The organism is Serratia sp. PF-27 (genome assembly GCF_030053255.1).
Classification (GTDB): domain Bacteria; phylum Pseudomonadota; class Gammaproteobacteria; order Enterobacterales; family Enterobacteriaceae; genus Serratia; species Serratia bockelmannii.
In genome coordinates this window covers 683,626-697,302 of sequence record NZ_JASGBT010000021.1, presented here as the reverse complement: position 1 = coordinate 697,302, position 13,677 = coordinate 683,626, and the positions used below count along the sequence as shown (strand labels likewise).

Here is a 13,677-nt window from a genome sequence, read left to right as displayed (position 1 = left end):
CTGTTTTGCTCTGTTGTAACACAGATTGCGCCGTTGGCAACCAACAAAATGGCATAACGGCGATGAAAAACGTGGAGAGGCAGGGGCGCAACCCGCGTCAGGCTGCGCCGGTGCGAGAAGCGGTCAGAAGGTGGTAGGGGTGTGTGCGCTGACGATGCGGCAAATGCGCGCCGAGGTATTGCTGAAGCTGTGCGGAATGCCGGTGTTGATGGCGTAACTCTGACCGGCGGTCAGGCAGTAGCTCTGGCCGTTGATGGTTAGCACAATCTCGCCCTCCAGCAGGGTGCCTATCTCTTCGCCCTGGTGCTTGATCTTTTCACCGGTGGTGGTGCCGGGCTGGTAGGTTTCCAGCATCATCGCCAGGTTGCGCGTCGGGCTGCCGTTGTGCACCAGCTTCATCGACACCCCCTGGCTGCCGATCTCAATCAGGTCCTCGGCGTCGATCACCACGCGCGGTTCGTCGGCGGCTTCCGGTTCGGCAAAGAATTCAGACAGCGACAGGCCATACACCTTCAGCAGCTTTTGCAGCGTGCTGATGGCCGGGCTGACCTTGTCCTGTTCGATGGTGCTGATCGCACTGTGGGTTAACCCGGACAGTTCGGCGACCCGGCGCTGTGACAAACCCAATTGCTGACGGATCTGCGACAGGCGTTTGCCCGGTGCCAAGCTGACTTCGCTCATAGCGGTACTTCCTTCTGGTAAGGGCGACAGGCAGAAATGAAGATCGCTATCGGGTGCCTGTCTGGTCGATAACGATACTGCATGATATCGGTAGTTAGGGTGGGTTTGGAAAATATATTGCCCATGTTCACTCTTGGTGCGTTGGACAAAATAGTTGACGTGAAAATGGCAGTAAGGCCTTTTCGGTCAATATTTTATCAATTTAGCAGTCGCTGGCGAATAATCAAACAGGATTGTAACATTTGCAAACCCATTCTGTTAATACTATGTTTCATATTGTGGATGTTATTTTGAGCGCCCGGCAGCGGCGCGGCCTGACGAGAAATCCAATCATGTGTTGAATCGAACGGTGGACGGGCGCCAACGCGCCTTCAGAGCATAATGGCGGGTGACGTATGCAAACCAATAGCGCAGCAGTTGAACATTTTGCACAGCATCATGAAGAGAGGCGAAGTAGCGCGTTCCAAAATGAGGTTGCTCATTATTTGGAACGCCATCCCGCCACGCAGTATGTCGATATCCTTCTCACCGATCTTAATGGTTCCTTCCGCGGCAAACGCATACCCGTCTCTGGGTTAAAAAAACTGGAAAAAGGCAGCTACTTCCCCGCGTCGGTGTTCGCCATGGACATCCTTGGCAACGTGGTGGAGGAGACCGGCCTTGGGCAGGAGCTCGGCGAACCGGACCGCATTTGCCTGCCGGTGCCCGGTTCGCTGACGCCGTCAGCCGCCGATCCGGAGCACATCGGCCAGGTGCTGCTCACCATGTTGGATGAAGATGGCACTCCCTTTGACGTTGAACCCCGCAATGTGCTGAACCGCGTGTGGCAGGCGCTGCGACAGCGCGGTTTGTTTCCGGTGGCAGCGGTAGAGCTGGAGTTTTATCTCATCGATAGGCTGCGCGACGCGGAAGGCGATCTGCAGCCGCCGTGTGCGCCCGGCACTCAGGAACGCAACACCCAAAGCCAGGTGTACTCCGTCGATAACCTGAACCATTTCGCCGAGGTGCTGAACGATATCGACGCGCTGGCGAAGCTGCAGGGGCTGCCGGCGGACGGCGCGGTGGCGGAGGCGTCGCCGGGGCAGTTCGAGGTCAACCTGCGTCATACCGACGACATCCTGCTGGCCTGCGACCACGCGCTGGCGCTGAAGCGGCTGGTGCGGCTGGTGGCCGAGAACCACGACATGCACGCCACCTTTATGGCCAAACCCTATGAGGATTACGCCGGTAGCGGCATGCACGTGCATGTCAGCATGCAGGATAGTGCGGGCAACAACCTGTTTGCCGACGCCAAAGGCGAGGATTCGCCGCTCTTGAAACAGGCATTGGCCGGGATGATCACCCTGATGCCGGCGTCGATGGCGCTGCTGGCGCCGAACGTCAACGCCTACCGGCGCTTCCAGCCGGGGATGTATGTGCCGATCCAGGCCGCCTGGGGCCACAACAACCGCACTGTGGCGCTGCGCATTCCCTGCGGCGAACCGGAGAACCACCGGGTGGAGTACCGCGTGGCCGGCGCCGATGCCAATCCTTATCTGGTGATGGCGGCGATCCTGGCCGGCATGCTGTACGGGCTGGACAACCTACTGCCGCTGCCTGAGCCGGTGACCGGCAACGGGCTGGAGCAGGAAGGGCTGCCGCTGCCGATCCGCCAGAGCGACGCGCTGTACGAGTTTGAACATCAGCACGCCCTGACGCACTATCTGGGCGAGCGTTTCACCCAGGTGTATCACGCCTGCAAGACCGACGAACTGCTGCAGTTTGAACGGCGGGTGACGGAAACCGAGATCGACTGGATGTTGAAAAATGCCTGAATGGGCGTATAAAGTAAGAGGTATGTGCGGGTGACTGGCCTGCCGGCAGCGGAATAATTCGCCTGCCGGGCTGGTTTTCCGTGCGATCGACAAAAAGAATTTGTATTTGAGGGTTTCCGGATCTTGTCATTCGGAGGCATTCTGGTGCAAAATATCTCAAATGCAGATAGCCGACGTTTTGAAAGCGTCGGTTATTTTTTTTGCATTATGTTTTACCAACGTAGCGTTTCATACACCAAGCGAGGCCGGACACCGATCCGGATAGATAAATAGTTTCGTGCACGATCAAACAAAACTTTATGGTCGTGACTCATGAGGATTAGAAAGATGGGGCAATTTTTCACTTTAGCGCCGGTGCCCGCCGGTTTCCGCTGTGGCCGCAGCGACTATGGAGCAGCCGAGGTTTCCTCGACCCGTTATCCAGCTTACAACCCCCTTCTTTTAGAATTAAGTCGCTCGTTGCGAAGTTTCCCCGCAACCTTAAGTCTTGGCGTGTCCGCCATCCGCAAGGCTCAAGGTAAGGGGGGGCTGACCAATGTCCGATAACACCATCAACGCCGCTCCGGCTCAGCGCACTCAGCTGCGTAAAACCCTGACATTAGTTCCGGTAGTGATGATGGGCTTGGCTTACCTGCAGCCAATGACCATTTTCGATACCTTCGGCATCGTATCCGGCTTGACCGATGGTCACGTCGCGACCGCGTACGCCTTCGCTCTGCTGGCGATCCTGTTTACCGCCCTGAGCTATGGCAAGCTGGTGAAGAAATTCCCTTCCGCCGGTTCCGCCTACACCTACGCCCAGAAAGCCATCAGCCCGCACGTCGGCTTTATGGTGGGCTGGTCATCGCTGCTGGACTACCTGTTCATGCCGATGATCAACATTTTGCTGGCCAAGATTTACCTGGAAGCGATCTTCCCGGGCGTACCGTCCTGGATCTTCGTGGCGGTGCTGGTCGGTTTGATGACGATTTTCAACCTGCGCGGCATCAAGCTGGTGGCCAACCTGAACTCCATCATCGTGGTGGTGCAGGTGGCGATCATGATCGTGTTCCTCGGCCTGGTGATCAACGGCATTTACCACGGCGAAGGCGCCGGTACGCTGGTCAGCAGCCGCCCGTTCTGGTCCGATAACGCCCACGTGGTGCCGATGATTACCGGCGCGACCATCCTGTGCTTCTCGTTCCTGGGCTTTGACGGCATCAGCTCGCTGTCCGAAGAGACCAAAGACGCAGAGAAAGTGATCCCGAAAGCCATTTTCCTGACGGCGCTGATCGGCGGCATCATCTTTATCGTGGTGTCTTACTTCGTGCAGCTGTACTTCCCGGACATCTCGCGCTTCAAGGATCCGGACGCCTCACAGCCTGAAATCATGCTGTACGTGGCAGGCAAGTTCTTCCAGTCGGTGATCCTGGTGTTCTCCTGCGTGACGGTATTGGCGTCGGGCATGGCGGCGCACGCGGGCGTTTCGCGTCTGATGTACGTGATGGGCCGCGACGGCGTGTTCCCGACTCGCTTCTTCGGCTATGTGCATCCGAAGTGGCGTACCCCGGCGCTGAACGTGCTCCTGGTTGGCGCCATCGCGCTGTCCGCGGTGTCGTTTGACCTGGTGACCGCGACCGCGCTGATCAACTTCGGTGCGCTGGTGGCCTTCACCTTCGTCAACCTGTCGGTGATCTCGCAGTTCTATATTCGCGACAAGATGAACCGCACCGTGAAGGACACGTTTAACTACCTGATCCTGCCTGTGATGGGCGCACTGACCGTCGGCGCGCTGTGGATCAACCTGGAAGCCAGCTCGATGACGCTGGGCCTGGTTTGGGCGGCCATCGGCCTGATCTACCTGGCCTTCGTCACCCGCAGCTTCCGTCTGCCGGTGCCGCAAGCGAGCGAAGACGCCGCCTAAGCGCGAGCCGTCTCCTCAGCCACAAAAAAGGCCGCTTTCGCGGCCTTTTCCTTTTCTGCTTGCTGCGGGGTTTATCCCACCAACTCTTTGCCGTAATCGAACAGCGCTTTCAACAGGGCGGTTTTCTCTTTGTCGCCTTCGTGCAGGTTATACAGCGATTCGAGCTGCAGCAGGTAACTCTGCACGCGCTCTGCGCTCAGCGCTTCCTGGCGGTGTTGCAGCCAGCGACGCTGCTCGGCGTCGTCCAGCGTATTCGGATAGTTGCGCGCGCGGAAGCGGAACAGCAGCTCTTTCATGCGGCCGTCGCTGAAGGCCAGATCCAGCGCCGGCAGGTTCTGCGGTTTGGTCTGTTGGATAATCCTCATCGCCGCCTTGTCGGCGTCGCTGAAGAAACCGTCGTACAAGCGGGCGTCGACGTCGTCGGCGCCTTTGAACGGCTCGGCTTCGGCGAACAGCGCGACCACTTTCTCGCGCACTTCCGGATGCTGTTTCAGCAGCTGCAGATTTTGCAGACACGCCTGACGATCGATGCCCAGCCGCTCGGCATTCTCCGGCAGCAGGGTTTTGGCCGGCGCCAGCACCGGGCATTTGTTGATGTGCACCAGCTTGATCGGCACCGGTGCCTGATCCGGCGCCAGATCGTCACGGCGGGTATACAGCCGTTCACGCAGCTGCTCGGCGCTCAGCGTCAACAGCGGCGTCATGTCGCCGGCCAGATCGCACATGATCACCGCGTTCTTGTTGTCCGGGTGCCAGGCCAGCGGCGACACCCAGCTGGTATTGCCGCGCGCCGCGCCGAACATGCCGGAGACGTGCACCAGCGGCGTCATGTCGGCGACGTCGATCAGGGCGTTCAGCTTGTGCTTGTTGCGGTGCTGCAGCAGGAAATCGAACAGCCGCGGCTGTGCCTGTTTGACCAGCTTGGCCATGGCGATAGTGGCGTAAACGTCCGACATCGCGTCGTGAGCCTGCGTGTGCTCGACGCCGTTGGCGCGCGTCAGATGTTCCAGGCGGAAGCTGGGGAAACCGTCTTCGTTTTCCGGCCAAACGATGCCGTCCGGGCGCAGAGCGTAGCAGGCGCGCATCACATCCAGCAGATCCCAGCGCGAGTTGCCGTTTTGCCAGCTGTAGGCGTAGGGATCGTAGAAGTTGCGATAGAAGATATTGCGGCTCACTTCGTCATCGAAGCGGATGTTGTTGTAACCGAGAATGCAGGTGCCGGCCACGCTGAAGGCCTGATGGATTTGGCGGGTGAACTCGGCCTCGTTAACCCCTTTGGCACGCGCCACCTGTGGCGTGATGCCGGTGATCATCACCGCCTCGGGTTCCGGCAGGTAGTCATCGGCCGGGGCGCAGTAGATGACCAGCGGCTCTTCGATAATGTTGAAATCCATATCGGTGCGCACGCCGGCGAACTGCGCCGGGCGGTCCAGCGACGGGCTCTTGCCGAAGGTCTCGTAATCGTGGATATAAAATGTGGCCGGTGCCTTGCTGCTCAAAATCGCGTCTCTTCAGTGGCGGATACAATATGCCTCTATTGTAACGGCGTAGGGAGCGATGCCAAGCGGCGGTTAGCGAAATGCGCGCAATTACGCACGGCGATAGAAATCCAGCCGCTGGTGAAAGTAGGGGAGCAGGTGGTCGGGGATCTGTCGTTCTGTTTCCGCCTGGGTCGAAGCGATGCCGTAGCGCTCGTTGTAGATCACGCTGATGGCCAGCAAATCGGCTTCTATTTTCTCGCGTTGCGCCTGCGGTAAGCTATCCAGCTTTCGAACCATCGTTATCTCCCTGTTAACCTTAGGGTATAATAGGATCGTTAGCGGGTCTTGTCCCTACCCATTCCGAGGGGAGGTGGACGCCTGCGCGCTTTGCTTCGAGCTGGGGGCCAGACTGTGGCGCGCGGCGAACTCGTTCTGCGCCTGGTGCGCATTGAGGCGATCTGCCCGGTTATACAGCGAACAGGCGCCGCTTATCACCGCCCCCCAAAACAGGGCGCACAGCAGTAAAACCCCCAACCAGATTTTTTGGTTATAGGTCATAGGTCCTCCACGGACGAGAAGAGAAATAACATTGACCGTTAAATTAAATCAGGCACTACATCAATGGTATTTAAACGGCAGAGATTAATCATCCAATCTACGCGCTTCTTTTGTTACTAAAGCCACGATGGATGTTTCAAAAGATTCCTTAAGATAATATTAAGAAAAGTGATTATGGGCGCCGTAATTCTATTTAATATTTGTTTAAATATCCGCAGATACAATCTCCCACATTCAATACCAATGTGGGTGACAATGATGAAAACGCTACTGTTAACCGGCGCTACCGGCTTTCTCGGTGGTGCAGTTCTTGAAAAATTATTGATTGAAAATCAGTCCATTAATTATCTTCTACTGGTGCGCGCCGATGATGCGCAGCAAGGATTGGCTCGTATTCGCACGAATATGGAAAAGTTTAATATCGACGCGAATCTGCTGTCTAAAATTACGATAGAAAATATATTGTTGGGCGACCTTTCCGAGCCGGCCGAGTTTTTAACTGACGCACGTATTAACAATGTCACGCACGTTATTAACTGTGCGGCCGTTGCTTCATTTGGTAATAACCCGCTCATTTGGAAGGTAAACGTAGAAGGCACCCTGGCCTTTGCCGAAAGAATGGCGCAGGTGCCGGGATTAAAACGCTTTCTGCATGTTGGTACCGCCATGTCCTGTTCCCCGGAACCGGGTTCGCTGGTGGCGGAGAGCGGCGAATTTGAGGAAGATGCCGAGCATCTGGTGGAATATACGCGTTCCAAATCCACCATCGAACAGCTGATGCGCCAACGCTGCCCGCAAATGCCGCTGACCATCGCTCGTCCGTCGATTGTCGTGGGCCACACCCGCCTGGGCTGCCAGCCTTCGAGCAGCATTTTCTGGGTGTTTGGCATGGCGCTGATGCTGCGCAAGTTTATGTGCTCGCTGCAGGACAATATCGACGTGATCCCGGTGGACTACTGTGCGGATGCGCTGGTGATGCTGATGAACAGCGAAACGCTGGAGAACGACGTTTATCACATCTCCGCCGGTGAAGAGCGCAGCGTCAGCTTTGCCGAAATCGACCGCGCCATGGCGGCAGCGCTGGAAAAAGCGCCGGTGGGCGATGAGTATGCGCAGGTGACGTATGACGCATTGGTGAAAATGCGCCGTCAGCTGAAAGACATTTTCGGCCCGTGCAACGAGCGGCTGATGCTGAAGGCGATGCGCCTGTACGGCTCGTTCGCCATGCTCAACGTGCGTTTCAGCAACGAGAAGATCCTCAAGCTGGGCATGCCGAAACCGCCGCGCTTCACCGACTACATCGCCGGTTGCGTGCAGTCGACTCGCGGGTTGTCTATCCAGCAGCAGATGGTGGTGGACTTCAAATAACCGCCGGGCGCAGCAGGCGCCCGACGTTGTCGTCCGTTACCAGGACGAAGAGGACCAGAAGACGCGGCCGAGCACCACCAGTTGCTCTTTGCGCTGCTGATAGCTGAGGTGCTCGTCCTGGTACTCTTCCCGGTTGAGGGAGCGGATGATGACGCCGCCGTCCGGCTGCTCGATCAGCACCTTCACCCGCAGCAAATTGCCGTGGCGGATGGCATAGGTCTTGCCTTCGCGGATGCGCGTGTCGTCGGTGTTGATGCCGACCACGTCGCCGTCCTGCAGACGCGGTTCCATGCTGGAGCCGGAGATGCGGATAATGCGCGCGGCGTTGACCGCCACCCCCATCTTGTGCAGGTAGTAACGGCGGAAGATCAGCGAAAATTCCTCGCGATCGACGATTTCGTAGCAGCCGTCGCCGGCGGAAAAATCAATATCCAGCAGCGGGATCTCCACAAACTCTTCCTTGTCCTGTTCGGTATCTTCCCATACCACCGGTTTTAAACGGGCGGGCTGGAAGTCCGACTCCGCCGCCACGTTGTCAAACGGGCGCACCAGCTGCTTTTCATGAAACACGTCGAACCAGCCCTTGGGCAAATTCAGCCTGGCCTCGATCCGCCTGGCCAGATTGTCGCCAAGATTGCGGGAGGATTTTTCCCCGATGATTTGGCTCAGCGTTGGCGCGGAAGACTCAACCAGCGTGGCGAATTCATTCTGGTTGACGCCTTGCCGGGCGTAGCGGGCCATCAATTCGCGCAGATTGTTGCGCCTGATTTCTTTAGTTTCCATCGTGTAATGATCGCACTCTTTAGCAAAAAGGTAAATAACGATTTTGCTAAAAAATACTTGCGCATGATTTAGCAATTAGCTAAAACAAAAAGAGTGAGCCAAAGGTTCACCCGTGCGGGGCGGCCTGTCATGATGAGGGGCCGCTCAGTGAAATCAAACGAGAGAGGGACTTTACGATGTACAAGATTGATTACAATAGCTACCGATCGGTCGCCAGCTTCGGCCACCGCGTGCGCTTTCTGGTGCTGCACTACACGGCGCAAAACTTCGCCGACTCGGTGAAGTCGTTGACCGGAAAATCGGTCAGCGCGCACTATCTGGTGCCGGATCCGACCGAGGCCACCTATCAGGCCGCCGGCTTCAGCGGCGTGCGCATTTTCAACCTGGTGGACGAGAACGAGCGCGCCTGGCATGCCGGCACCAGCCAGTGGGGCACCCGCAGCAATATCAACGACACCTCGATCGGTATCGAGATCGTTAACCTGGCGAGCGGCGACGGTGGAAACATCACCTTCCCGCCGTTCAATCCGCAGCAGATCGAAGCGGTCACCCAGCTGGCGCAGAACATCCTGCAGCGTTATCCGGACATCTCGCCGGTGAACGTGGTGGCGCACTCCGATATCGCGCCGGGCCGCAAGAGCGATCCGGGCCCGCAGTTCCCGTGGCAGCAGCTGTATCAGGCCGGCGTCGGCGCCTGGTATGACGAAGCGACCAAGCAGCAGCGCCAGCAGGAATACTGCAGCCAGGGCCTGCCGGCGCAGGCCGATTTGCTGAAACTGTTCGCCCAATATGGCTACGACACCTCGGCGGCGAACACCGCAGAAGGCTATCGCCAGCTGGTGCGCGCGTTCCAGCTGCACTTCCGTCAGCAGAAGTATGACGGCGTGATGGATGTCGAAACCGCCGCCGTTCTGCGCGCGCTGGTCGACAAGTACGCCGCCTGAGCCTGACCGCGAATGGGGGACGCCTCATTCGCCTTTTCCTCGCCGGGCTTCCTCCGCTAAAATAACGGCCTGGCTGGTCTTTATCGGAGGCATCGTGCGCCTCGATCGAAAAATCTCTTCCCTTGAACTGCTGACCTATCGCCACTACCGCATCGTACACGGCGTGCGCATCGGGCTGGCGTTTATTCTGACCTTTCTGCTGATCCGCCTGCTGGCGGTGCCCGAAGGCACCTGGCCGCTGATCACCCTGGTGGTGGTGATGGGGCCGATCTCGTTTTGGGGCAACGTGCTGCAGCGGGCGCTGCAACGCATTGCCGGCACGGTGTTCGGCGCCGCGTCCGGCCTGATCGCCCTGTATCTGGAACTCTATTCGCTGCCGCTGATGCTGGCTTGGTGCGGCGTGGTGATGTTCGTCTGCGGTTACCTGACGCTCGGCAAACGGCCGTATATGGCGCTGCTGGTGGGGATCACGCTGGCGGTGGTATGCGGCGCGGGCGCCGGTGACATGCACACCGCGCTGTGGCGCAGCGGCGACGTGATCTTCGGCTCGTTGCTGGCGCTGCTGTTCACCAGCATCTACCCACAGCGCGCCTACATTCTGTGGCGCATGCAAATGGCGGACTGCCTGCAAACCGCCGCCCGCCTCTACGGCGCGTATTTTTCGCCGAACGTTATCGAGCGGCCGCGGCTGGAGCCGCAGCTCAAGGATCTGTTGAATCAGGTGGTGAAGCTGCGCAGCCTGATCGTGCCCGCCAGCAAGGAAACCCGCATCCCCAAAGCGGTGTTCGAGGCGGTGCAAACCCTCAGCCGCAATTTGGTGTGTACACTGGAGCTGATGGCCGACGCCTACTGGGCCTCGCGCGAAACGCACTTCATCATGTTGAACGCCCGCACGCTGCGCAGTACCCAACTGCTGACGCTGAGCTCGCTGGAATCGCTGGCGGTGCTGATGCGCGAAGGGCCGCAGGCGCAGCGGCAGGCGGTGGCGGGGCAGTTGGCGGAGATCGCCGGCGAGCTGAAAACGCTGATGCAGGAGGTCAGCCTCGGCCAGCACGGCGAAGCGCCGATTTACGGCTACGTTTGGCTCAGCATGGAGCTGGCGCAGCAGCTGGAAGAGTTGGGGGATCTGCTCCAGGTTTGTACCGCCGCCGAGCGTGAATAGGGGGTCAGATCATGAAGGCGGCGCTTTGGGTTTTGGCCGCCGGGGCAAAGTGGGTAAGATAAGGCAATCACTGTTGTGCCGGACCGCCACAAACCTGTATCTTGGTGCCATGTGGCCGTAAGCAAATGAATCTGTGTATTACTAAAGCAAGGGTATAAAGATGGATAATGCAAATAAGCCGAGTTTCCAGGACGTGCTGGAGTTTGTGCGTATGTTCCGCCGCAAAAACAAACTGCAACGCGAGATCGTCGACAACGAAAAGAAAATTCGTGATAACCAGAAGCGCGTGCTGCTGCTCGACAACCTGAGCGAGTACATCAAGCCCGGCATGAGCATTGAAGACATTCAGGGCATCATCGCCAACATGCGCAGCGACTACGAAGATCGCGTTGATGACTACATCATCAAAAATGCCGATCTGTCCAAAGAGCGCCGCGAGCTGTCCAAAAAGCTGAAAGCGATGGGCGAAGTGAAGTAACCCGCTTTATCGGGCCGGGTGCGATGCCTGGCCCGCATTCCTGCCAATCATCTTCTTCCCGCCGTTTCGATCATCTCCCGATCCTCATCGATCCTTTAAATGGGATCGCGATCCGCATTTGTAGCATTTTTAGCCGCAATGTTAACGAACTGTGATTTTGCTCAAACAATTATTTTTGCAGCTTTGGTTATATGTCGATCAATGTTCACGTTGTCATTTTGAGTTTTCGGGATTTTTGATGATTAATTCATTGAAATTTATCATGTTGTTTCGTTACTTGTTTTTTGTTGGATAAAAATGACAACGTCAACATTAAGAAAATTCAAGCGTTTAACGAGTGTATTGGAGGGAGAGATGAGCCAGTTGCCGGAAAAAATGCGCGCGGTCGTTTGCCACGGCCCGCAGGATTATCGTTTCGAACAGGTGCCTACGCCGCTGCCGAAGGCGCGCGAGCTGGTGATCAAGGTGGAAGGCTGCGGCATCTGCGCCGGCGACTGCAAATGCAAGAACGGCGCACAGATGTTTTGGGGGGAGAATCCGTGGGTCAAACCGCCGGTGGTGCCGGGGCATGAGTTCTACGGCCGCATCGCCGCGCTGGGCGAGGGCGCGGAAGGCAAATACCGGATCGGCGAGCGGGTGATCGCCGAGCAGATCGTACCGTGCTGGGAGTGCCGCTACTGCAAATCCGGCAGCTACTGGATGTGTGAGACGCATAACATTTACGGCTTCCAGAAAGACGTGGCGGAGGGCGGCATGGCGGAGTACATGCGTTTTTCCGAGAACGCCATCGTGCACAAGATCCCGGAAAGCCTGAGCCATGAAGACGCGGTATTGATTGAGCCGATGGCCTGCGCCATTCACACCGTGGCGCGCGGCGACATCCAGCTGGACGACGTGGTGGTGTTGGCCGGCGCCGGGCCGCTGGGGCTGTGCATGGTGCAGGTGGCGCGCCTGAAAACGCCGAAGAAACTGATCGTGATCGACGCCATCGACGAGCGGCTGGCGCTGGCGAAGGAATTTGGCGCCGACGTGGTGATCAACCCGCTGAAGGAAGACGCCGACCAGATCGTCAAATCGCTGACCGGCGGCTATGGCTGCGACGTCTACATCGAGGCCACCGGCGCGCCGATCGGCGTCACCCAGGGGCTGCAGATGATCCGCAAGCTGGGCCGCTTCGTGGAGTTCAGCGTGTTCGGTAAGGAAACCACCGTCGATTGGTCCATCATCGGCGATCGCAAAGAGCTGGACATTCGCGGCGCGCACCTGGCGCCCTACAGCTATGAAATCGCCATCGATCTGTTCGAGCGCGGGCTGGTGACTTCCAACGGCGTGGTCACCCACAGCTATTCATTGAACGACTGGGACGAAGCCTTCGCCCTGGCGGACTCGACCGACTCCATCAAGGTGATCCTGGTTCCCTGACCCTCCCGCCGTACCGCTGTTGCAGTCACGACCGCCGGCCCATCCGCAACGGGGGGGCCGCCCGGTCGGCCAAACGTAAAGACATGCTGTTGCTCTGATAACCACAACAAGAAGCTTCCCTACAGGAGAATTGGCTATGTTTTCATTATTCAAAAAGACCCTGCCTTTTATCGTCGCCGGTGGAATGTTGGCGGCCAGCCATGTGGCGCTGGCCAAGCAAATCACTATCGGCATGTCGTTCCAGGAAATGAACAACGACTACTTCGTCACCATGAAGCAGGCGCTGGATCAGGCGGCGGCGGATATCGGCGCCAAGGTGTACGTGGCCGATGCGCGCCATGACGTCGCCAAACAGATCGGCGACGTGGAAGACATGCTGCAGAAGAAGGTGGATATCCTGCTGATCAACCCGACCGACTCGGTGGGGGTACAGTCGGCGGTGATCTCCGCCCATAAGGCCGGCGCGGTGGTGGTGGCGATCGACGCGCAGGCCGAAGGGCCGCTCGATTCGTTCGTCGGCTCGGAAAACTACGACGCCGGCTTCCAGGCTGGCGAGTACCTGGCGAAAGCGCTGGGTGGCAAAGGCAAGGTGGCGATCCTCGACGGCATCCCGGTGGTGCCGATCCTGGAGCGCGTGCGCGGCTTTGAAGCGGCGATGAAAAAATACCCCGACATCAAGATCGTCACCAAGCAAAACGGCAAGCAGGAACGTGACACCGCGCTGACCGTGACCGAAAACATGCTGCAGTCGGCGCCGGATCTGGCGGGCATCTTCAGCGTCAACGACGTCGGCGCGCTCGGCGCCCTGGCGGCGATCGAAAGCAACGGCGCCAAGGTCAAGCTGGTGAGCGTCGACGGCCAGCCGGAAGCCATCAAAGAGATCCTCAAGCCGAATTCGCCGTTCATCGCCACCTCGGCGCAGTTCCCACGCGACCAGCTGCGCATTGCGCTCGGCATTGCGCTGGCCCGCTACTGGGGCGCCACGGTGCCGAAAACCGTGCCGGTCAAAGTGAAGCTGATCGACCGCAGCAATGCGGCCGGCTTTAGCTGGTAACAGCGGCCGGGTTCGCCCCGCTGCGGCGG

At 58.3% G+C, this 13,677-nt stretch carries 13 protein-coding genes; 8 read left to right on the top strand and 5 right to left on the bottom strand.

Annotation, left to right across the window (positions count from 1 at the left end; all coding sequences use genetic code 11):
• Window positions 1-123 precede the first annotated feature (123 nt).
• Window positions 124-681 carry an HTH-type transcriptional regulator PuuR gene (gene puuR / locus QMZ29_RS18345; RefSeq protein WP_025303528.1) on the bottom strand — a complete coding sequence of 186 codons (558 nt, stop codon included), beginning with the start codon at window positions 679-681 and terminating at the stop codon, window positions 124-126.
• A gap of 395 nt (window positions 682-1,076) precedes the next feature.
• Between puuR and QMZ29_RS18340 the strand changes: the two genes are divergently transcribed.
• Both QMZ29_RS18340 and QMZ29_RS18335 read left to right on the top strand, forming a co-directional pair.
• Window positions 1,077-2,495: a glutamine synthetase family protein gene (locus tag QMZ29_RS18340; RefSeq protein WP_060433627.1), complete on the top strand. Its 1,419-nt coding sequence runs from the start codon at window positions 1,077-1,079 to the stop codon at window positions 2,493-2,495.
• Between the two features lie 535 nt (window positions 2,496-3,030).
• Window positions 3,031-4,398 carry an APC family permease gene (locus QMZ29_RS18335; protein WP_025303526.1) on the top strand — a complete coding sequence of 456 codons (1,368 nt, stop codon included), beginning with the start codon at window positions 3,031-3,033 and terminating at the stop codon, window positions 4,396-4,398.
• 71 nt (window positions 4,399-4,469) lie between these two features.
• On the opposite strand, the gene sbcB is transcribed toward QMZ29_RS18335, so the two are convergent.
• From sbcB to QMZ29_RS18320, 3 genes are all read right to left on the bottom strand, one after another.
• Window positions 4,470-5,897 (bottom strand): exodeoxyribonuclease I, encoded by a 1,428-nt coding sequence (gene sbcB / locus QMZ29_RS18330; RefSeq protein WP_025303525.1) that lies wholly within the window; start codon window positions 5,895-5,897, stop codon window positions 4,470-4,472.
• Window positions 5,898-5,987: 90 nt separating this feature from the next.
• A complete protein-coding gene (locus tag QMZ29_RS18325; protein WP_025303524.1) occupies window positions 5,988-6,176 on the bottom strand; it encodes a DNA polymerase III subunit theta in 189 nt (62 codons plus the stop codon).
• A 54-nt stretch (window positions 6,177-6,230) separates the two neighbouring features.
• Window positions 6,231-6,437 (bottom strand): hypothetical protein, encoded by a 207-nt coding sequence (locus QMZ29_RS18320; RefSeq protein ID WP_164063959.1) that lies wholly within the window; start codon window positions 6,435-6,437, stop codon window positions 6,231-6,233.
• Between the two features lie 258 nt (window positions 6,438-6,695).
• On the opposite strand from QMZ29_RS18320, the gene QMZ29_RS18315 reads away from it, so the two are divergent.
• Window positions 6,696-7,805, top strand: a complete 1,110-nt coding sequence (locus QMZ29_RS18315; protein ID WP_025303522.1) for an SDR family oxidoreductase — start codon at window positions 6,696-6,698, stop codon at window positions 7,803-7,805.
• Between the two features lie 36 nt (window positions 7,806-7,841).
• Here QMZ29_RS18315 and QMZ29_RS18310 read toward each other — a convergent pair whose 3' ends face one another.
• Window positions 7,842-8,588: a S24 family peptidase gene (locus tag QMZ29_RS18310; RefSeq protein WP_019453597.1), complete on the bottom strand. Its 747-nt coding sequence runs from the start codon at window positions 8,586-8,588 to the stop codon at window positions 7,842-7,844.
• Window positions 8,589-8,764: 176 nt separating this feature from the next.
• Between QMZ29_RS18310 and QMZ29_RS18305 the strand changes: the two genes are divergently transcribed.
• The 5 genes from QMZ29_RS18305 (at window position 8,765) to QMZ29_RS18285 (ending at window position 13,648) form a co-directional block, all read left to right on the top strand.
• Window positions 8,765-9,532 (top strand): N-acetylmuramoyl-L-alanine amidase, encoded by a 768-nt coding sequence (locus QMZ29_RS18305; RefSeq protein ID WP_025303521.1) that lies wholly within the window; start codon window positions 8,765-8,767, stop codon window positions 9,530-9,532.
• A gap of 94 nt (window positions 9,533-9,626) precedes the next feature.
• The gene (locus tag QMZ29_RS18300) at window positions 9,627-10,694 is read left to right on the top strand and encodes an FUSC family protein (protein WP_089181126.1); all 1,068 of its coding nucleotides are present in this window, start codon (window positions 9,627-9,629) and stop codon (window positions 10,692-10,694) included.
• Window positions 10,695-10,854: 160 nt separating this feature from the next.
• The gene (gene tmaR / locus QMZ29_RS18295; protein WP_004935612.1) at window positions 10,855-11,172 is read left to right on the top strand and encodes a PTS system regulator TmaR; all 318 of its coding nucleotides are present in this window, start codon (window positions 10,855-10,857) and stop codon (window positions 11,170-11,172) included.
• Window positions 11,173-11,526: 354 nt separating this feature from the next.
• Entirely contained in the window at window positions 11,527-12,594 is a 1,068-nt protein-coding gene (locus QMZ29_RS18290) for an erythritol/L-threitol dehydrogenase (RefSeq protein WP_016927009.1), read from the top strand.
• A 136-nt stretch (window positions 12,595-12,730) separates the two neighbouring features.
• Window positions 12,731-13,648, top strand: a complete 918-nt coding sequence (locus QMZ29_RS18285; RefSeq protein ID WP_115436290.1) for an ABC transporter substrate-binding protein — start codon at window positions 12,731-12,733, stop codon at window positions 13,646-13,648.
• Window positions 13,649-13,677 lie beyond the last annotated feature (29 nt).